Genomic DNA, 20,037 nt, shown 5'->3' on the forward strand with positions numbered 1-20,037 from the left:
TCACTTCCCTTTGAAAAAGTATTGGAGATGGTTTGTAGTTACTTTACCCTTTCATTGGGAAGGCGATTCGCAAATGATTGATCAGCAGGAAAAACTCCCGTTAATTTTATTGATCAGCCATATTTTTACGAAATAATAGGAAAACCTCCCGTTATTTCGCCGACATTGCCTCCAAGGAGGTTCTATCGCCAAAATTAGCAGGAGGTTTTCCCGTTCGTTTTACTACGGTCTTGCTTTTCAGAAAAATAGCGGGAGATATTCCCGTTACTTCACCATCGCCAACGCCAGGCCGTCATAAGCCGGCAGCATCGTACTGATCAACCGGTCGTCGGTGGCGATCATCTCGTTGAACTTGCGCATGGCGAGAACCGACGGGCCGTTCTTGTCCGGGTTCAGGGTCCGGCCACGCAGTAATGTGTTGTCTCCCGCAATAATGGCGCGGGGATGGGCCAGCCTGATAGCGTACTCCAGGTAAACGGGATAGTTTTCCTTATCGGCATCGATCAGGAAGAAATCAAAGCGCTCGCCTCGGCTTTCCAGCTCCGTCAAGCTATCCAAGGCAGGGCCGATCATGTAATCGGCAACCCCGCCGAAACCCGCCCGTTCCACGTTCCTCCGGGCCAAGTCGGCGTTCTCTTCTTTGAGCTCCAGCGACAACAGCCGCCCGCCGGGCTTCAGCCCCCGGGCAAGGCAAATGCCGCTATATCCCCCCAAGGCACCGATTTCGAGGATCGAGGCTGCGCCCGAAACGGCCGCCAGCATCGTCAGCAGCCGGCCGTAACCCGGAGCGATCGAGACGTCCCTGATCCCGCTCCCCGTGATCGAAGCGGTCACGCTTTGAAGCACTTCATCTTCTATGTATAAATCCTCACTATATTGTTCGGGAGTCAGCACGATCCCTTCACGCTCCTTTTTTCTCGTCATGCGAATTCAAAAGTTGTTTGTATCTTAATTGACATTGTCCTATACTGAATTGTATGGTTTTTGCAACGCAACCACAAGTATTTCACGGAGTTGATCAAATCGTATGCCCGACAAAAGACAATTGGAATTGATCGCTACCGCGCCGATGGGGCTTGAAGCCGTCGTCGCCCGGGAGCTTAAAGATCTCGGATATGAGGACACCGTGGTCGAGAACGGCCGGGTTACCTTCAAAGGAGACTTTATCGATATTTGCCGCTGCAATTTGTGGCTGCGCACATCCGACCGGATTCTTATTAAAATGGGCGAGTTCAAAGCCCTCACGTTCGATGAATTGTTCGAAGGCACCAAAGCGCTGCCTTGGCAGGACTGGATTCCCGTCCACGGCGAATTTCCCGTCGAAGGCCGGTCCCACAAATCCCAGCTCAGCAGCGTGCCTGCTTGCCAGGGGATCGTCAAAAAGGCGGTCGTCGAGAAGCTGAAGGAATCGTATCGCAAGGAATGGTTCGACGAAAACGGACCGCGCTACGTGATCGAAGTCAACCTGCTCAACGACAAAGCGCTGCTGACGCTCGATACGACCGGACCCGCGCTGCACAAACGCGGCTACCGCAAGGTGGCGACCGAGGCGCCGCTGAAGGAAACGCTGGCCGCGGCGATGATTTTGCTCAGCCGCTGGAACCAGAACCCGTCGCGGCCGTTCTACGACCCGTGCTGCGGTTCGGGAACGCTGCCGATCGAGGCCGCGATGATCGCGTGGAACATCGCTCCGGGACTGCGGCGCACGTTCAACTCGGAAGCCTGGCCCGTGCTGCCGGAAGCGCTCTGGCAGCAGGCCCGCGATGAAGCGATCGATGCCGTGAAGGACGATATTCCGCTGAATATCGCCGGTAGCGACATCGATCCGAAGGCGATCGAAATCGCCCAGGCGGCGGCGAAAAGCGCCGGCCTGGCCAAGGAGATCGCCTTCCGGGAGCTTCCGGCCGTCAAGATCCGGCCGGAAGGCGATTACGGCTGCATGATCACCAACCCGCCGTACGGCGAACGGATCGGCGAGGAAAAAGAGGTGCGCCGCCTCATTACCCAGCTCGGCCGGGTTACCGCCGAGCTCCCGACATGGTCGTTTTTCGCGCTGACGCCGACGAAGCAATTCGAACATGACTTTCAACGTAAAGCGGACAAGCGCCGCAAGCTGTTCAACGGCCGGATCGAGTGCCAATACTTGCAATTTCTCGGACCCCTTCCCCCGCGGCATTAATGCCCGGGTGGAGGGTTTTGATCGTTTATGGAAGGAAAGGAGGTCGCCTGCTTCATGACTTCATTATCGCAAGGCGGGCCCAATCGATGGATTAAGAGGCTGCTCGTCTTCCGCAATTTCGGATACGTTGTATTCGTGTTGTTTATGTTTATCAAACTGCGCATTCTCCACGACAATCTGCATGCCAGATACATCGATATGAACCTGCTGGATGATCTGATCGCGATCGGCTCCATCATGCTGGTCTCGTTCTGGACGCTTTGGCTGCCCCGCAGGGGCCGGGGACTCGCGATCGCCATTTTGAACGTGCTGCTGACCGGACTCATCTTCGCGGACCTTGTATATTACCGCTATTTCGGCGACTTTCTCACCGTGCCTGTGCTTTTGCAAGCCGGGCAAGTCGGGGAGCTTCAGGACAGCATCCTCTCGCTCATTCGGCCGGCCGATCTCCGGCTCATCGGGGATTGGATCCTTTGGCTGGCGTTGATAATTGGAACGGGAATCTTTCGCCGAAAGGGCAAGCATGCTTCGAAATCCGGCTTTACCGGTTTTACCGGCATCGGACGCTCACGCAGGCTGCTTTCAAGATTTACTGCGGGTCTTGCGGTCTTTGCGCTCGGCTTTGTCCTCACGATGGGACCGATCCGCTTCTATGCCAAAACTTGGGCGGTCGGCCTGTTCGAAGGCGGTTGGTGGAACATCTCGCTGTACAATGTTACGGGGCTGCTCGGTTTCCATTATTACGACGCTTACCGCTACGCCAAAGAACATCTGGGCGGTAAGTCCGAGTTGACCGCACAGGAAAAGGAAGAAATGACGACTTGGTTCAACCAAGCCGCGCAGCGCCGCAACCAGGGCAGTAACATAGCGTTCGGGGCCTACAAAGGGAACAATGTTCTCGTCGTTCAAGTGGAAGCGTTCATGAACTTCATGATCGGCAAGGAAATCGGCGGCCGCGAAATTACTCCGAACTTCAACAAGCTGATGAAGGAAAGTCTCTATTATTCGGACTATTATCATCAAACCGGCCAAGGCCGTACGTCGGACGCGGATTTTTCTTCCCAAAGCTCCCTGCATCCGCTTCCTACGGGCTCCGTGTTCGTCCGTTATCCGGACCACACGTTTGATTCCCTGCCGCAAATTTTAGGCGAAAACGGCTATGAAACCGGCGCCTTCCACGCTTACGAGGGGAGCTTCTGGAACCGGACGAATATGTACAAGGCGATGGGATACGATCATTTTTACAGTAAAAAAGATTACAAGATGGATGAATCGATCGGCTGGTCGCTGGGAGACAAGTCGTTTTTCCGCCAGTCGCTCGAGCTGATGCCGAAGGAAACGCAGCCGTTTTATTCTTTTCTGATCACGTTGTCCAGCCATCATCCATACTCGCTTCCCGCTTCCGTCCGCGAATTGGACACGGGGGAATTCAAGGATACGATCTTCGGCAATTATTTGGAATCGATTCATTATGCGGACGCCGCGCTGGGCGAATTGATGGAAGGCATGAAACGGGACGGTTTGTGGGATAACACCATCCTTTATGTATATGGAGACCATGACAACTCGCTCCCGGAAAAAGAGGACTACGAGAAATTTCTCGGCAAGCCGCTGACCGACCTCGACATGCACCAAATCATGAACCAGGTGCCGCTGCTGATCCATTTGCCGGACGGCAAAGCCTCGGGGGTTTACGATCAGCCTGCCGGACAGCTTGATATGGCTCCGTCACTATTGCATTTGCTGGGCATTCCGACGGAAAGCTACTACATGATGGGCAACAACTTGTTCGCCTCCGGAGACAAATTCGTCGTTTTGCGGTCCGGCGCGTTTACGGACGGAAAGCTGTATTACATCCCTTCCGCGGACAATTTGTTTGACAACGGTGCGTGCTACGATCTTTCAACCCGGGAAAAAACGGATATCGAAGCATGCCGGATACCCCATGAGGAAGCGCAAAAACGGCTCAAACTCTCCGACGACCTGATCGCTGGGGATCGGATCCCGGAGTTGAGGGACGGCGCGGACCCGGTTCAACCCTAAATTCATTTGAACAAACGGCCGGCCTTTCGTTATACTGGACTAGAAAAGCCTGGTATTCCACGAATTGCGGTTTTCGATCCTATACTTCCCTTGGGGGCGATTTTAAATGGGCAAATTCGGAATGAACGTGAAGTTTACGGCAAAAACCGGGCAGCGGGATGCTTTGCTGCAAATTTTGCTGAGCGCGGCAGCCGCGATGGAAGGTATCGCGGACTGCGAAAAATATATCGTTAACGTTTCGGAAAGCGAACCGGACGCAATCTGGGTCAACGAAATCTGGAGCAACAATGAGGCGCATCAGGCTTCGCTCGACCAGGAATCGAGCAAAGCCGCGATTCAGCAGGCCATGCCGCTGATCGCTGGCGTCGAATCTTATCAAATCCGCCCCGTAGGTGGCAAAGGACTGTGACAACATGGCAAAAACCATCGTAGAAAAGCTGAATCTGCAAAAATACAAAAAAGCCGCAGTGTTAAACCTGCCTTCGGATAGCGAATACTTGAATGAATTGACCTTTGACAAGGAACTGATCGATAGCAAGTACGATCTCATTTTCGGCTTCGTTCTGGACTTGGAGGCATTGAAGGCACTCGTCAACCGGGTCATCGAAGAAGACCGTCTTGAACGGGATGGTTATCTGTATTTGGCTTATCCGAAAAAAGGGAATAAAAAATATGCTACCTTCATTCACCGCGATGAGCTGCTGAGCGGCCTCGGCGCGGACGAAGAAGGATATGTGGGAACCAGCGGCATCAAGTTTGCCCGAATGGTGGGCATGGATGACGTCTTCACCGTCGTCGGCCTCAAAGAGGATGCCAAAAACCGGGACAAAGCTCCGCGTTCCTCGAAGCCCAGCCAGCGGGTCGATGATTACGAAGCGATGATCCCGCAAGTGGAAAAGGATTTGCAGGATTCCCCGGACCAGCTCGCTTTCTACCGCTCCATGACGCCGGGTTACCGGAAAGATTGGGCCAGATACGTATACAGCGCCAAACAGGAAAGCACGAGAGCCAAGCGCCGGGAGGAAATGAAAATGATCCTTGGCGCGGGATTCAAAAGCAGGGAGCTGTATCGGGCGGAGTCGTAAGGAACACCCTTCAAAAAAAGCTGTCCTGGCTTGAACGTTGCACCGTTCAAGCCAGGACAGCTTTTTGTTTGTAGCCATTGACAAAAAATAAGAGACATTTAGGTTCTTATTTAGGGCGTTGAAACGAAATTCCGTATAATAAGGGATATTTTGGTTCTTATTTTGGATCAAAACGGCCGAAATGGTGAGTTCCAGAGGAATTGGAGGCAAATAAGAACCTTTTTATCCTCTATTCTTTATTCCCACCATGAAAAAAGCAAAATAAGGACTAAAAATACCCTTATTCTCATAGAATTACCGCCGTCATCCCGCTCTAATACCTAGGATTGCTATGCATACTAAATCTATGTATAATGATTTTATGAATATGGAAGGTGGTGTCTATTTGAAAGTTAATAAAGAACTGCTCAAAGGCAGCACGGGCATGCTGATTCTGACACTGCTGGACAACCGGGATTTATACGGTTACCAGTTGATCAAAGAGCTTGAACAGATGTCGGATGGCACATTTGCTTTAAAAGAAGGCACGCTGTACCCGATTCTTCATGGCATGGAAACGGAACGCTGGCTGGAGTCCTATTGGGAGGAAGCCAAGGGGCGAAAACGCAAATATTACCGGATCACGGATAGCGGCAGACGCCAGCTTCAGGAGAAGAAGCGTGAATGGCATCTGTTCCGAGGGGCCGTGGACCGGGTACTCGGGGAGGGACCTGCATGAAAAATTTGCATCCGCTCTTACAGGAATATGTCAGCCAGGTTTGCAAGCAAGTCAAAGCGCGTGAACTGCGCCAAGAAATAAGTGAGGAAATTTCCGCCCACTTGTACGAGCTGTGGGAAGCCAAGCGGGTCGAGGGTTTGGATGACGAGGCTGCCGCGCGGCAGGCCATTACCCAAATGGGCGACACAGATTCGGTTGCAAATGGATTGAACCGGGTGCATCGGCCGAGGGTACCGTGGATGATGCTGTTCTCCCTGGCTCTTTTGTTGACGATCGCTTTGCTGGCCATGTATGCCGTACAGCTCAGTTATCAAGCCGGAGAAGGTCTTTCGTACGATACTAATTTTTTCGGCAAACAAGCGGTCTTTATGGGGATCGGACTTGCGATTTTGTTCGTTCTTAGCCGTATTCACTACCAGAATCTGAACAATTATTCGTGGATTCTTTACGGGCTAACGGTTGTTCTTATATTGATCGCCAACCATGTAGGCCCGCAGGTTAACGGCGCGCGCGTTTTTATCATCGGCTGGCTGAGCCCCACCGCGATCTGTCCTTATTTGTTTATCGTCGCTGCGGCGGGTTTTCTGTCCCGGGGGTACGCGAGCCGCCGGACCGCATTATGGCAGCTCATTGTACTTGGAATTGTCCCGTTACTGCTATTTGCGGCGATTCCGTCGTTCCCGAGCCTGGTGCTTTATTCCGTCACCTTCGCTTTGATGCTGTGCTTTTCCCGATACGGCTGGCGCTGGGTTTCCGCTTACCTTTCTATGGTCGCATCGATCTTTGTATTGCCGGTACTGATCAGCGGGCTCGGCCAGAACCGATTGATCGCTTTTTTACGGCCCCAAGAGGATGCGGAGGGTTCGGGTTACATATATCTCCGAATTGAAGAAGCTGTTCGCTCGGCCGGATGGCGTGGACACGGCTTTGGCTCATCCCTGCAAGAACTGCCCTTCATTCATTCGGACAGCGTATTCACTTATCTGATTTACAGTCTGGGTTGGGTATTCGGCATCATCGTTTTGATCAGCATCCTGCTGTTTCTTTTCCAACTGGTCAAGGCGGCCATGTCCGTCAGAGATGCTTACGGAAAAATGCTCATATCCGGTCTCGGAGCTTTACTCGCCGTTCAATTCGCTTGGAGCATCGGTATGTCGCTGGGTATTCTGCCGATCTCCGCGGTGTCTTTTCCCTTACTCAGCTACGGAGGAAGCGGGCTGTTGGCGCAATTGGCGGCCATTGGACTCATTTATAGCGTATACCGGCTGAAAGATATGATTCGCACAACCTAGCCGACATCTTCTTGGCTATCCTCTACGTACGCACAGCAAAAAACCGCAGGAGCCAAATACTCCTGCGGTTTTATTGTTCCGTTACCGATGGCGGCAAGGAACGCGGGCGATGCTGCCCGTTCCTATTTCGGTTTCTTCACAAACGGCGCGGCCTTCGTGAGCACTTCTTCCTCGGTCGGACCGCTGACATAGCGGCCGTTAATGTATACGAACGGTCTTTTGCCGCAGGGTCCGCAATACGATTTGCAGCCGACTTTGATCTCAGCGTCCGGTGCCAGCTTTTGCAGCTTCGGCACGAACGTCTTCATACGGATATGATTGCATTTATCGCAGATGCGTATATCGTTAGCCATGCTAATCCCTTCTTTGAACTTAGTGATCCCCGTGATTTCCCATCGATGGATTTGTAATAACGAAACCCTCCTGCGGAAAATACAGGTAATCGATTTTCACGCCATTCAGGAACGGTTCGTTCGTGTCGACGATGACATCGATTTCTTTATCGGTAGAAACGACATTGTCCTTCTCTTGCGGCTTGACCAGATCAAGGCCGTAATGAGCATGGTCACCATGGGCATGCGTGACGAATACTTTCAGTACCAGACCTTTGTTTTCTTCCTTGTCCAACTCTTTCTTTATCACTTTTGCCGCATTGCGGGTAATTTTAACGCTCATCCTAACCTCTCCTATCGACATGACATTCAACAATTCCTAAAACTTCAACATTCCTATTGTAAAGAATCATCGCCGCTCTTGCAAGACTGCCTGCGAAATTCCCGGATTTCTCACCGGTCATCGCGGTTCACTTCGATCCGCTTGTAGCCCGCCTGCTCTTTCTTTTCCGCCCGGGACACGAACCAGTTCATCAGAGCCATCGTGACCGCGATATCATCAATCGGGATGAACGGAAGCACATCGGGCATCACCCAGTACACGAGCGCGGGCACCAAAAGCAACAATTTATCCGCCAAAGGAACCCGGGGAGACCGGAGCAGGACGGGAATACGGCGAAAAACATGCCCCCAATGACGTAGCGACCAGATTTTCGACCATTTCATCTGACATCCCCCCTATACATCATAACATACCCCGTAAACACCCAAGCAAACAATACTGGGAGAGGAATGGCAACAACCGAAAGCCCGGAAAACACAATCACGTTCTGGGAAGTGCCTTCATCCTACTGATACAGGGAAAAACCCGGACGATCAGGTATCCGATCGCCCGGGTGTCGCATGAGGTAAAAACGATATGAGGAGCTGCCTTCAAACGCGAATAAAATCCGCCAAAATCGGCTTCAGTTCTTTGTATATTTCCTCGAACTGCTCCGGCGGCAGCGGGTTTACGCCTTCCCCCGCTTCTACGGTAAAGCCGGGCCGGCCAAATTCGTCGATGAACCAGTCCTTGTAGCCTGCATCGCTCCCCTCAAGCTTGACGGCCCGGTACCCGCCGCCGGCCGCCGCCAGCCGTGCGGCCAGCGTTTCGGCCTCCCGCGGCTCCCGCCCGCGGTAGTTCCAGTAAATCTCCTTGCCCTGCGTGTGCAAGGAGAGCACCCGGCTGAACCCGGCCTCCCGGGTCAGCCGGGCCAGGGCGGCCGCCTCCGGCTCGCAGAGCGGATGGGGGCCGCCGTAGTCCTGCGGCGCCGGGCCGCTCACGCCCCGGCGCTCCCGCTCCAGTTCCCAGCCGGCCGGGAACTGGTCGTTCAAATCAACGCCGCGGATATTGGCCTTCCAGCGGCGAAAATCCCGATGCTCGCCGCCGTTCCACGCGGCGAGCTCCTCCGCCCGGGCGAAGCCGGGCGGGATGCCGTCCTGCACCAGGTCGGCGCCGTCCGGGTTGACGAGCGGCACGGCCCATAGCGTGACCGCTTCCAGGCCGCAGGCTTCCCCCGCGGCGTAAACCTCGGCCAGTTCCTCCACAAAGCGCAGCAGCAGCGGCGCCGTGATCCACTCATTCGCGTGCACCGCCGCATTGATGTGAACCGTCTCCGCCCCATCTCCCAAGACCAGCGCATGCAGCGGTTTGCCAAGCACGCTCGTCCCGATAACCCGGGCAGACAGGACATTGTATTTTTGCAACAGCTCGCCCATTTGCTTTTCAAAATCCGCAAACCTGTATCCGCCGTGCTCCAAACCGGATATCCGCCGCCCGGATTGATCTTGATCCAATACCAGTTTTCCCGCCCCCTCTTGTTCCGTTACGCGTCAGGATCCCCCCGTTCCGAGATGCATGGCGTACACTACCACAGCTAAAACGATCAGATGTGCCGGATAAAAAGACCGCCATATCCAAGCAGGCACCCTGCTGGATTCCAGGCGCTTCCAAACCTTCGGTCCCAAAACGATGACCAGCGTCGGAACCAGACTGACCATCTGAACGATCCATCCGTAAGAAAACATATAGATGAGATTGAGCAACAAATGCATCATCAGCAGGCTCGTTGAACGCGCATAATTGAATATAAGCACCAGAAGCAGTCCATATGCCCCGTAATCGAACGGCAGCACTTCCATCACCACGGCCACACCGGCGATCACCAACACCGAAAGCGGCCCGGGCTTGATATGATCCAGCACCCTGAGCACAAGCAGCGCCGCCAGCAAGGTCGCCACCACGTTTAAACCGTCGCGGTTCAGCACCAATTGATAAGGGATTTGGGAAATCACCGCAATCAGCAGCAGACGGAGGGCATATTTCCGAAAGTCGGAGGTGTGCGCGTAACCCTGGACAAGCGCGTATGCATAAATGGGAAAAGCGATTCTGCCGACAATCCGCCACATTAAGTCTCCCGGAAAAAACAGCAGTCCGATATGGTCGATCAGCATCGTAATCATGGCGATGATCTGCATGGGCATGCTCCTTTTGTCATTCTTTTTTTCAAAAAATCATTCCAATTTATCGGTCTTTTGTTACACTTGAGTTGCATGATATGCTTGCCGACTTGATGGGGGTATGACTTTGTACTTATTTATTGTAAATAAAAACTCGGGGAATGGCGAAGGGCATCGAGTTTGGGAAAAGATCGCCGAAACCTTGGACCGGCGCGGAACCCTATATGAATATATATTTACCCGCAGCGCCGGGGAAGCGCATACATTTTTACTGGAGCGGCTGGCCTCGCCGAACGCCTGGGACGCCGTCGGCGTCGTCGGCGGTGACGGGACCATCCATAGCCTGCTTCCCGCGATGCGCGGCTCCGGCATTCCGCTGGCCGTATTTCCCGCCGGCTCCGGAAATGACACCGCCCGCGGTTTCCGGATTCCGAAAAAAACGGAGGACGCGATAAACGTTTTGCTTGAAGGCACGCCGCGCGAAGCGGATCTTATTGCGACGGAGGGCGACAACACGCTTACCGCGCTCGCCGTCGGATTTGACGCGGAGGTTGCCCATAACGTCAACCACAGCCGCTACAAAAAAATATGCAACCGGCTAGGTCTGGGTCGGATCGCTTACATTATCGGCGTTTTTCACACGCTCTTTACCTTCCGCCCCGCCCCATTAACCGTAGCCATCGACGGAACCGAGCACCGGTTCGAATCGGCCTGGCTCGCGGCGATAAATAATGTAACCAGCTATGGGGGAGGCTTAAAAATCTGCCCTGACGCCAAAACCGATGACGGCCAATTGGACATCTGCGTCGTTCATAGCTGCTCACGCCTTAAGCTGCTGCTCTTATTCCCGACGCTGCTGTTCGGCCGCCATACCCGCCTGCCGTTCGTGACGATGCTTCGCGGGCGAAATGTGACCGTTCAAAGCAGCCTGCCGCGCATGGCCCTCGGAGATGGAGAGCATGTCGCCTCAACGCCGGTTATCGCTTCCGCGGATCCGGGTTCCCTTCGGGTCATGTGCCCGAATCACCTGGCAGGGTAACCGGCGCGTACCGGTCGCAAAAAAACCTTTGGCGGAATCGCTCCCGTCCAAAGGTTTTTTCGCGGTTAACAAGGATCGGATACCTGCCAAACGATCGGCGTCAGTTCGATTTGTTTTCCCAGCCATTGCAGGGCGATTTTGCGGAACATTTCCGGGTCCCCGCTGCAAAAAAATTGATGAACCGGTATTTCGCTGCCCCGTGCGAGCTTCCCTTTTTGATGCAGGACCGTGCTGATTTCGCGGGCGGTCTCATCCGCGGAGCTGATGAGCTTCACCGATGGCCCCATCACCTGTCTCATCGTTTTTTTGAGGAAGGGATAATGCGTACATCCGAGAATCATGCAGTCGATGGGATGCTGTTTCATTTCCTGGAGCTCATCTTCAACGACTCCTAACGCTTCCGGCGTTTCGTAACGTCCCTGCTCCACAAGCGGAACAAGGGTAGGACATGCTTTGCTGTATATTTCGATCGCCGGATTCAGCTCTTTCAGCGCGTCGGTATATGCCCCGCTTCCGATCGTTCCGATCGTTCCGATCACGCCGACTTTTCCGGTTTTCGTGGCGCTGATGGCGGCGCGCGAACCCGGATGAATCACGCCGATGACGGGAACGGCCACCTTTTCCTTGATATAATCCAAAGCTGCCGCCGTTGCGGTATTGCATGCGATGACGATCATTTTGGGGTTGAATTGAATCAAAAAATCTACAATCTGCTCGGTAAACAGGCGCACCTCTTCGGCCGAACGAGGCCCATAAGGTGTGCGGGCGGTATCTCCGAAATACATAATTTTCTCTCTCGGAAGCTGTCTCATGACTTCCTTTGCGACAGTGAGACCTCCTACGCCCGAGTCTAGTATGGCAATAGCTTGCTGCACGAACATACCGCTTCCTTTTGCTTGAATTTAAAATGCCGTTTTCTTTATCCACTTTATGTTTTCACCGCGAAAAGCGTACCTAAATCTTAACCCAATTCGGATACCGGTACAACAGCAAAAAGACCCTTTTCGGGTCTCCTCGCAGGATCATGCCGTATGTTTATTTGGTTTCTTCTTCGGCGGCCGCGGCGATTTCCTTCACTTCTTCTTCCTCTTCCTCAAACGAAGAAACGATTGCCGTGTCGTCGCCTTCTTCTTCTTCCGTATTCTTGCCGGACGCGCGCCAGGCTTTGTACTCGTCGGCAATGCCGCCTGCCGTTTCCTTGACTTTCGAGGTTAACTGCACGGCTTGCTCGCTCACTTTTTCAGCAATTTCCTGCGTTTTCTCGCCGACTTGACGCGCACCCTCCGCGATGTCCTTACGAAGCTCGCGTCCCGGTTTCGGAGCAAACAGCAATGCCGTTACCGCCCCAGCAACCGTTCCGATCGCCGCTCCCCAAATCCAACCTTTCGATACTTTGCCCACGATTCATCTCTCCTTTTCAGGCGAATGCCCATTTTCGATACTGTATTATAGTCACGAGCAGATTGTCCCGTCACACATGGGCGTGAAAAAAATAGGCTGATGTCCCTTGCCCTCGTCAGGAAGGAATGCCTTCCTTGTCCAAATAAGCCCTCACGTTTCCGGAAAATTCGTTCAGAACCTGCGGAAGTTTCCCCGCCAAAGCATGCGCCCCGTTGCGATCCCAATCGAAATATTCCTGCACGAGCGGCTTGCGAAGCCGGACAAGCTCGGTAAGCACGCCGAATAACGCCTTGTCGACGACCTTCTCGTCATACATGATATCAACGATATCTTCATAACTGCTCGCATCCCGCATAATAAAGCCGTCGATCAGAAAGCTGCCCACATCCGTGACGATCTCGATCGCCAAATGCAGCGCCCGTTCCTCGGCATACCTTGCCAGGAGCGTCGTTTCATCGTCTGAACCCGCACCCGTTGCCTCAAGTACTTGTATCAATTCCGGAACCATGTTCAATCTGCGCTCAATCTGCTCCCGGTTCACATAGTACATGACCATCCCTCATTTTCCACAAAGTAATGTCCTGTTCTTTGGCGAATCGAAGCGCGAACAGGGCGTTGCTATTTTCAAATCTTAAAATTCAAAATCGACCGCGACCGAGCTTTCCCGTACCTGATTCATGTACTCGATGACTTTTTGATGCTCGGGGTGCACTTGATAAGCATCCAGATCCGCCAGGGATTCGAAGGTGGCTACCAGGGCGATATCATAGGAACGAGCCGATCTGATCACATCGATGCCGACCTCCAGCTCGCGCAGCTGCTCCACTTTTCCCTTCAGGCCCCGCAGCACGCCGGCGGTTTTTTCCAAGTTTTCAGGGGACGTATCTTTCAATTTGAAGAACACGATATGCTTGATCATACCTCTATCTCTCCTTCGTCTTTAACTCTACTTTCGACTATATCATAACGCTTGGACAAAATGTATTTTTGAATCTCGGAATTCAAAAATGAAACTAGTTCCAAATAGGCACGCATATTTCGCAGTAATCCTCGGATAACAGCTCGCCGGTGTATCTTTCTAAAATCGGTTTATCCGCCATTTGATATCCTGCGTTATGCAAAGCAGGGAAAATGAGAGACCACGCTTTTTGGATATCTTCCGCGGTATGTTTGACCTTAAAAACGGCATACGTTCCGCCCGAAAGCTCCCCTTCGCTAACGGATTCATCCAAACGGTAATCCGATGAAATGACGATGCAGGCATCGTATCGGCAGTTTTCGGGTGGCGTCATGCGGGGATGATCCTGCGCGATTCCGAACAGAGTTGCCGCTTTGTTCAACAATTGCCGCTCGCCGGCCCATTTTTTCAGCGCCTCCATGGCCTGAATGTTGCCCGGGCCATAAGGGCCGACTTGGCGCACGTAAGCAATGCGGACTTTGGGCAGAGTTTCGAGTGTGATATCCATACTTTTACTTCCTTTCCGGGGGAATTTGGAATACACCACGAATGCTAACATGTTATAAAAAAATATTCATTTGATTATAAAAAAATATTTGTCGGAGCTGATCAGGGCAGCGAGGCGGGCTAGATTGGATTTTATCCAACGAGATGGGCTGTTTGGGCGACTTTGAACGTCAATATTCCCGATTTGATTGGATATTTTCCGATGAAGAGCTTGATATCGGCCGATTCGGGAGGACATGATTGGATATTTTCCAATAAAGACAGTCGCGCGCGGAAAATAAGCCCTCATGTATCGCAGTTGATGCTTCAGCATTCGGCTTAAAACGCCAACCAGGACCGTGCCGGAATCCTCCTCTACCTCTGGTTCGCGGATTCGGCTGTATATGTGAAGCCGAGCGAGGAATAGAGGGATTAAGCGCATGGATAGGTAGGTAGTTAGGGGGAGGTAGGTTAAATGTGTATGAAAAATCGACCTTATAGGTCTTCAATGCCAGCAAAATCCCTAATTCAAGACGAAATTTCATACAGAATTACTCATAATTCGCTCAAAAGTTAGATTTGTGGTTGAAAATTCATACAGATTCGACCAAATCACGGTCAAAAGCAAATTTGTGTTCGAAATTTCATACAGATTCAAGCCTGAAAAAAAACACACTTAAAAAACCCCGGCCTTAAGGCCAGGGCTATTGCTATTCATCATTGCTTATGCGAAAAATTGCGGCAAATACGGGCGGTGAGCCTCCAGCATCTCCTCCAGCAACGCTTTGGCTACCGATACTGTAGGTACGAGCGGATGATGAACGAGCGCCTGAAGCGCAAGCCCCCGATCGCCGCTTACCGCCGCGTCGATGGCCAGGCTTTCGTAGGTTTTCACCGCATGCAGCAAGCCCTGGATATGCCGGGGGACATGTTTAGGGGCGAGCGGGATCGGGCCGGCCGAACTGACGACGCAATTGATTTCAATGCTGGCATCTTCGGGGAGAAAACTATAGATTCCTCCGTTTTTTACGTTCAGCGTCTGGATGTCATTGCGGCCGAGATAAAGCGACTGCATGAGATGCACTGCCGCCTCGGAGTAAAACGCACCGCCACGCTGCTCCAACTGCTTCGGTTTCTCCTCGAGGGATTTGTCGGCATAGAGCTCGAACAGTTCTTTTTCCACCCGGCTGACGACATCGGCCCGCGTTCCGTCTTTCGCAAGCGATGCCTGCTCCTCCTCCAGCATCTCCCGGGTCATGTAGTAATACTTCAAATAATAAGTCGGAATGGATTCCAGCGACTGCAAAAATTCCGGGTCCCAACCGAGCGTCGGTACGTTTTTCGCCGTATATCCGTCACTTCCCCGCAGCAGTTCGGGCATCTTCTCCTTGCCGTCCACAAGCGCGGACGTTACCCAGTGAAGATGGTTGATGCCTACGAATTCGGGTAGCACCTTATCCTCGGGAACCCGGTAGGCTTCCGCCAGAAATTTCTTGAAGTTGATCGGCGAGTTGCAGAGCCCGACGGTTTTGACGCGGGTATACTTCATGACCGCCTCCGTAACCATTCCGGCCGGGTTGGTAAAATTGAGCATCCAGGCGTCCGGCGCCAGCTCCTCGATATCCCGGCAAATCTCCAAAATGACCGGGATCGTCCGGAGCGCTTTAAACATGCCTCCGGGGCCGGTCGTTTCCTGCCCGATCACGCCATGGCGCAGCGGAATATGCTCATCCAGCTTCCGTGCCGCCAAAAGCCCCACGCGCATTTGCGTGGTCACAAAATCCGCCCCCTGAATCGCCGCGCGCCGGTCCAGCGTCAGATGAACCTGGATGGGCAGACCGGATTTTTTCACCATCCGTTTTGCCAGGTTGCCCACGATTTCCAGCTTATGCTTGCCTTCTTCAATGTCGACCAGCCAAAGCTCGGACACCGGCATCTCCCGATATCCTTGAATCAACCCTTCCACCAGCTCCGGCGTATACGACGATCCCCCGCCGATGACCGCAATCTTGATTCCGCGACCTTGCTCCATTATTTGTCATCCCCCTTTAAATCATCGAATGAAACTTTCCGCAGGTTGTCGGCGGTTTCCGGTCCGCTTTCAAGGCCGGCCTGATCCATCGCGCTCAGCACCGCTCCCGCAACCGGCTCCATCGTAATCCGGGTTACCCTGGCATGAGGAGCGGTTTGAAGGACCCTTTTTTCCAGTGCGGCCTGCATAATGCCCGGTTCGCTTTTCGCGAGGACGCTTCCGCCCAAAACGACGTCAAAGCGTTCCTCTTCCATGCCTAACCGTTGGATCAAAGCGGCGGCGGCATTGCCGAGCTCGCTCCCTTGCTCCGTTAGAATGGCTATCGCCACCTCGTCTTTGAGAGCGGCAGCCTTGAACACCAGCTCGGCCAAATGAAGCGGAGGCGAATACCCTTCATCCAGCATCGCATCCAGCATGGACTGAATGTTCGCAAATCCGGTCCGTTCCAGTACCAGATCATGCAACCGCGTCGGCTTTCCCCGGCCATCCCAGGCCCGGACCGCGGAACGCAAAGCCAGGTTGGCCAAATCTCTGCCGGAGCCTTGCCCGTCCCCGAACAAGTAACCGAAACCGCCGTATTGCAGCTCCTCCCCCATCCGGTTCCTTGCCGCCGCATTAAAACCGGTTCCGCTGATGACGACGGCACCGAAGGAACGGTCCGTCCCGGCCCTCATGGCGATCATCGTGTCGCAGGCAATGGAATGCCTGGGAAATCCGAGCCTTGCAATCATAGGCCTCAGAATCCGGAAATCCGGTTCCCTGTCCGCTCCGGCGAGCCCGAAGTAAGCGAAGGCGATCTCATCGGCATGCAAATCGGCCTCATGCAACGCCTGATGACATGCTGATGCAATGTTCCTTTCCGCATCATTTGGGCTGGTCTGGTGATTTCCGTTGCCGGACGCCCCCCTGCCCAAGATATTCCCTTTTTCGTCCGCGATAAGGCAATATGTTTTACTCCCGCCCGCATCTACGCCTAAGTAGTAATCCATCACGCTCCCCCTTTCTACCTTCAGCATACGAAAAAGACTACTGCAATTCCTCTGCAATAGTCTTCAAATATGATACTATCTTACTGATATTACTCCTCTTTCAACTTTTCTCCCCGCAGTTTTTTTCGCAGCACGCTCGGCGACGTTCCGATATGGTGAAGGAACAACCGGTTAAAATTGGATAAATTGCGAAAGCCGCTCGCTTCGGCGATTTCGAGCACGCTGAGCTCCTCTTGCTCCAGCAGCCTGACCGCCTGCTCCAGCCTGAGCTGTACCAGGTAATTCATCGGCGACGTCCCGACGATCCGGTTAAACAGGGCACTAAACCGGGATGGGCTTAAATGCGCTAAATCCGCGAGTTCTTTTAACGTCCAAGCCTGCTGCAAACCGGAATCCATCGCCTGAATGACCGCACGGATTTGCTCCAGATGCCTGGAGCTGGTTTCGGCATTCCGGTGTTTGTCCGGCTCCACTCTGCATTTCCGGTTCACCTCCGCAAGAAAAAGCAGCAGAAGCCCGCGGATCGCGGAAATATAAGAAGCATCCTCATGTTCATACTCCCTGAGCATATCCTCCATGTATCCTGCCAATCTTTCACCGGAGGGGTGATCATGAGGAATGTGGTTGGAAAATTGTGCCCCCGTTTGGCGAAAAGGCAAAAGCAGCTCCGGATCATATCTTTGCTCTCCGCCGAGCAGGGACGGTTCGAACATCACGATCATCATCTCCAGGTTTTTGCCTTCATAAGCCCGGTGCAAATCATGGGAATCGATCAAAAACAAGTCCCCCCGCTCAAACGGGTACTCTCGGCCGTTAATTGCATAAATTCCGCTGCCCTTCGTGATCCAGTTGATTTCGAGCGCCCGATGCCAGTGCAGCCGTTGAAAAGAAGGCGTGACCCCTTTCGACCTGGATACGGACAACGGAAATCGTGCCGGCAGGCTAATTTTATCCGGTTGTACATGAAGCGGCGACGGTATCGAGGGCTTCACCTGAACTTCCTCCCGTTATAGACCTTTTGCCCTAATTAGAACACAACGGCTGAGAAAATCACAATGATAATTTTTTTAGAAAAATATCTTGACATCTAGCAACCATTTTTATAAAATAAAATAGTCGCTTATGAGACACGGGGCCTTAGCTCAGCTGGGAGAGCGCATCGCTGGCAGCGATGAGGTCAGGGGTTCGATCCCCCTAGGCTCCACCATATACGGATCGTTAGCTCAGTTGGTAGAGCATTCGACTCTTAATCGACAGGTCCAGGGTTCGAGCCCCTGACGATCCATAATATTAGCAAAACCGGCAGAAATGCCGGTTTTTTGTTGTTCTATTTTCCTCATATGGCAGAACGAGCGATGGACGCATTTCAAGACGCATTGTGTTGTTCATAATTGCGTTCATCCGGTTCATGTCAAAGCTTCCTAACGCATCAGTTAGCCGCCTATGCCTAACGCTTGCCTCGGAGCTTAAATCCCCCGAAATCAATCATTTGTAACTTTAACGCTTACCACGAAGCTTATAGCACTATGTTAATGCCATAATACATGTATTTTGCGAAAATAACGTGTCTCAGCGTCGTTAGAATTGTTTTTGTGGCGAAATTGACGGAATAGCGGCGCTCACAAGCGTTAGATGCGGCGATGCGAACTGCGTTACGAACTGCGATGCGAACTGCGTACGAACTGCGATGCGAACTGACCTACTCTAACGCTTACCACGAAGCCTAAATCCCCCGAAATCAATCATTTGTAACTTTTACGCTTACTACGAAGCTTATAGCACTATGTTGACGCCAGAATACTACCTTTTGCGAAAATAACTTGTCTCAGCGTCGTTAGAATTGTTTTTGTACCGAATTTGCTGGAATAGCGACGTTCACAAGCGTTAAAACCAGCGATTCAAACTAACCTAACTTGATTTGGGAAGTCGGAACGTACGATACCGTTGTTTGCCGTCAACAACCTCCAGCAATTTCCGGTCAAGCATGGCATGCAGGATCGCTCGTGTATGTTGCTTGGACAAAACAAAATGATTCGCGAGCTCAGCAGGGGTAAAGGGACGCATCAGCCGACGGGCAAACCGCAGCGTCTCGGCTTCTGCCCAATGAAGGCCGGAAGGCGCGGCATTGGACAGAAACTTGCCGACGAAGGATAAAACCAACTGCTTGCAGACACCCGGGTCGTCCCGAATGGATAAATAGGCGATCGGGAGAAAAAGCCAATCGTCAAGAGCTAGCAGAGATTGTTTCATACATAAATCTTTGAATCGCCCCGCTTCAATGTCCCGGGCATGACTTCGATAATCCTGAATCTCGATACATCCTTTGACGTTCCCCGGCCTATAAGCCAAATCGAGGTAGCGGTACCCATTGTTAAAATCGCGAACCTCGTATTCCGGGTAAAGGTCATCGAGATTTCCGATAGCTGGATACCAAATTAATCGCAAAAAATCCGTCGTCCCACGGCTCAATCCCTTTTTTAGAAATTCCCGCCTTCTCGGGTTTATCTCCTCCACGATCTGTCGATCCAACCATTCCCGATAAACGTCATCAAACCTGCTCACTTTGAACACATCCTTTCCGAATCCATAAAAAAACCGCCCCAATACGCTTTTGCTCCCAAGTGCAAATCGTATCAAAGCGGTATGTGCTTCATACCCCAATATATTCGATTGAATTGATTTTCCAATCAGACCGGTTATCGAAAAATGCTTCGGCAGACGGACATCGTCCACTTCTTGTACAATCAATGAAATTGAGCATTTGAAAGTTCAGCCGCGGTTTTCAGGATGGAGTTGATGCCTACCTTTACTTCCCCTCTTATGCCCGAATAAGCGAATTAATGTTTGTCGGCATCTTCGGCTTGATCTTCGAACCACAGGGTGGGAGCGGTTTTCCGGATCCTTTTTAATCAAGATTCCATTCACTCGAGCAGTATATTATGGAAAATATAACATATATTCTCCCAAATTGCGAATTTTCGATT

22 protein-coding genes and 2 tRNA genes are annotated in these 20,037 nt (G+C 52.4%); 9 read left to right on the forward strand and 15 right to left on the reverse strand.

Going from position 1 to position 20,037, the window contains the following annotated elements; all coding sequences use genetic code 11:
• Positions 1-264 precede the first annotated feature (264 nt).
• Positions 265-924 carry an O-methyltransferase gene (locus ACSFXJ_RS17665; protein WP_435921730.1) on the reverse strand — a complete coding sequence of 220 codons (660 nt, stop codon included), beginning with the start codon at positions 922-924 and terminating at the stop codon, positions 265-267.
• 103 nt (positions 925-1,027) lie between these two features.
• Between ACSFXJ_RS17665 and ACSFXJ_RS17670 the strand changes: the two genes are divergently transcribed.
• From ACSFXJ_RS17670 to ACSFXJ_RS17695, 6 genes are all read left to right on the forward strand, one after another.
• Positions 1,028-2,179, forward strand: coding sequence for a THUMP domain-containing class I SAM-dependent RNA methyltransferase (locus ACSFXJ_RS17670; RefSeq protein ID WP_435921731.1), 1,152 nt, complete (start codon positions 1,028-1,030; stop codon positions 2,177-2,179).
• Positions 2,180-2,233: 54 nt separating this feature from the next.
• A complete protein-coding gene (locus ACSFXJ_RS17675) occupies positions 2,234-4,222 on the forward strand; it encodes an LTA synthase family protein (protein ID WP_435921732.1) in 1,989 nt (662 codons plus the stop codon).
• 106 nt (positions 4,223-4,328) lie between these two features.
• Positions 4,329-4,631, forward strand: coding sequence for a putative quinol monooxygenase (locus ACSFXJ_RS17680; RefSeq protein WP_435921733.1), 303 nt, complete (start codon positions 4,329-4,331; stop codon positions 4,629-4,631).
• A gap of 4 nt (positions 4,632-4,635) precedes the next feature.
• A complete protein-coding gene (locus tag ACSFXJ_RS17685; protein WP_435921734.1) occupies positions 4,636-5,307 on the forward strand; it encodes a YdeI/OmpD-associated family protein in 672 nt (223 codons plus the stop codon).
• 385 nt (positions 5,308-5,692) lie between these two features.
• A complete protein-coding gene (locus tag ACSFXJ_RS17690) occupies positions 5,693-6,025 on the forward strand; it encodes a PadR family transcriptional regulator (protein WP_435921735.1) in 333 nt (110 codons plus the stop codon).
• Positions 6,022-7,317 (forward strand): FtsW/RodA/SpoVE family cell cycle protein, encoded by a 1,296-nt coding sequence (locus ACSFXJ_RS17695; RefSeq protein ID WP_435921736.1) that lies wholly within the window; start codon positions 6,022-6,024, stop codon positions 7,315-7,317. Before ACSFXJ_RS17690 ends, ACSFXJ_RS17695 begins: the two co-directional genes overlap by 4 nt.
• Positions 7,318-7,439: 122 nt before the next feature.
• Here the strand turns inward: ACSFXJ_RS17695 and ACSFXJ_RS17700 are convergent, their stop codons facing one another.
• The 5 genes from ACSFXJ_RS17700 to ACSFXJ_RS17720 all read right to left on the reverse strand — a co-directional run bounded on the left by ACSFXJ_RS17700 (position 7,440) and on the right by ACSFXJ_RS17720 (position 10,166).
• The gene (locus ACSFXJ_RS17700; protein ID WP_435921737.1) at positions 7,440-7,670 is read right to left on the reverse strand and encodes a DUF1450 domain-containing protein; all 231 of its coding nucleotides are present in this window, start codon (positions 7,668-7,670) and stop codon (positions 7,440-7,442) included.
• Between the two features lie 19 nt (positions 7,671-7,689).
• Positions 7,690-7,992, reverse strand: coding sequence for a HesB/IscA family protein (locus ACSFXJ_RS17705; RefSeq protein WP_435921738.1), 303 nt, complete (start codon positions 7,990-7,992; stop codon positions 7,690-7,692).
• A 110-nt stretch (positions 7,993-8,102) separates the two neighbouring features.
• A complete protein-coding gene (locus ACSFXJ_RS17710) occupies positions 8,103-8,375 on the reverse strand; it encodes a hypothetical protein (protein ID WP_435921739.1) in 273 nt (90 codons plus the stop codon).
• A 207-nt stretch (positions 8,376-8,582) separates the two neighbouring features.
• Entirely contained in the window at positions 8,583-9,485 is a 903-nt protein-coding gene (locus ACSFXJ_RS17715) for a M14 family metallopeptidase (RefSeq protein ID WP_435921740.1), read from the reverse strand.
• A 36-nt stretch (positions 9,486-9,521) separates the two neighbouring features.
• Positions 9,522-10,166 (reverse strand): TraX family protein, encoded by a 645-nt coding sequence (locus tag ACSFXJ_RS17720; protein ID WP_435921741.1) that lies wholly within the window; start codon positions 10,164-10,166, stop codon positions 9,522-9,524.
• A 109-nt stretch (positions 10,167-10,275) separates the two neighbouring features.
• On the opposite strand from ACSFXJ_RS17720, the gene ACSFXJ_RS17725 reads away from it, so the two are divergent.
• The gene (locus ACSFXJ_RS17725) at positions 10,276-11,187 is read left to right on the forward strand and encodes a diacylglycerol/lipid kinase family protein (RefSeq protein ID WP_435921742.1); all 912 of its coding nucleotides are present in this window, start codon (positions 10,276-10,278) and stop codon (positions 11,185-11,187) included.
• A 65-nt stretch (positions 11,188-11,252) separates the two neighbouring features.
• Here ACSFXJ_RS17725 and racE read toward each other — a convergent pair whose 3' ends face one another.
• The 8 genes from racE to ACSFXJ_RS17765 all read right to left on the reverse strand — a co-directional run bounded on the left by racE (position 11,253) and on the right by ACSFXJ_RS17765 (position 18,045).
• Positions 11,253-12,068, reverse strand: coding sequence for a glutamate racemase (gene racE / locus ACSFXJ_RS17730; protein ID WP_435921743.1), 816 nt, complete (start codon positions 12,066-12,068; stop codon positions 11,253-11,255).
• Between the two features lie 154 nt (positions 12,069-12,222).
• Positions 12,223-12,588: a YtxH domain-containing protein gene (locus tag ACSFXJ_RS17735; RefSeq protein WP_435921744.1), complete on the reverse strand. Its 366-nt coding sequence runs from the start codon at positions 12,586-12,588 to the stop codon at positions 12,223-12,225.
• 115 nt (positions 12,589-12,703) lie between these two features.
• Positions 12,704-13,138 (reverse strand): DUF86 domain-containing protein, encoded by a 435-nt coding sequence (locus tag ACSFXJ_RS17740; RefSeq protein WP_435921745.1) that lies wholly within the window; start codon positions 13,136-13,138, stop codon positions 12,704-12,706.
• 81 nt (positions 13,139-13,219) lie between these two features.
• Entirely contained in the window at positions 13,220-13,507 is a 288-nt protein-coding gene (locus tag ACSFXJ_RS17745; RefSeq protein ID WP_435921746.1) for a Dabb family protein, read from the reverse strand.
• 94 nt (positions 13,508-13,601) lie between these two features.
• Positions 13,602-14,054 carry an AraC family transcriptional regulator gene (locus ACSFXJ_RS17750; RefSeq protein WP_435921747.1) on the reverse strand — a complete coding sequence of 151 codons (453 nt, stop codon included), beginning with the start codon at positions 14,052-14,054 and terminating at the stop codon, positions 13,602-13,604.
• Positions 14,055-14,756: 702 nt separating this feature from the next.
• Positions 14,757-16,064, reverse strand: coding sequence for a 6-phospho-beta-glucosidase (locus ACSFXJ_RS17755; RefSeq protein WP_435921748.1), 1,308 nt, complete (start codon positions 16,062-16,064; stop codon positions 14,757-14,759).
• Entirely contained in the window at positions 16,064-17,053 is a 990-nt protein-coding gene (locus ACSFXJ_RS17760) for an N-acetylglucosamine kinase (protein ID WP_435921749.1), read from the reverse strand. Before ACSFXJ_RS17760 ends, ACSFXJ_RS17755 begins: the two co-directional genes overlap by 1 nt.
• Positions 17,054-17,142: 89 nt before the next feature.
• Positions 17,143-18,045, reverse strand: coding sequence for a helix-turn-helix domain-containing protein (locus ACSFXJ_RS17765; protein ID WP_435921750.1), 903 nt, complete (start codon positions 18,043-18,045; stop codon positions 17,143-17,145).
• A gap of 139 nt (positions 18,046-18,184) precedes the next feature.
• On the opposite strand from ACSFXJ_RS17765, the gene ACSFXJ_RS17770 reads away from it, so the two are divergent.
• Both ACSFXJ_RS17770 and ACSFXJ_RS17775 read left to right on the forward strand, forming a co-directional pair.
• A tRNA-Ala gene (locus tag ACSFXJ_RS17770) sits at positions 18,185-18,260 on the forward strand.
• Positions 18,261-18,265: 5 nt separating this feature from the next.
• Positions 18,266-18,338, forward strand: a tRNA-Lys gene (locus ACSFXJ_RS17775).
• Positions 18,339-18,961: 623 nt separating this feature from the next.
• Here ACSFXJ_RS17775 and ACSFXJ_RS17780 read toward each other — a convergent pair.
• The gene (locus ACSFXJ_RS17780) at positions 18,962-19,615 is read right to left on the reverse strand and encodes a transcriptional regulator (protein ID WP_435921751.1); all 654 of its coding nucleotides are present in this window, start codon (positions 19,613-19,615) and stop codon (positions 18,962-18,964) included.
• Positions 19,616-20,037 lie beyond the last annotated feature (422 nt).

The organism is Paenibacillus salivarius (assembly GCF_051307165.1).
In the GTDB taxonomy this organism is placed as follows: domain Bacteria; phylum Bacillota; class Bacilli; order Paenibacillales; family Paenibacillaceae; genus Fontibacillus.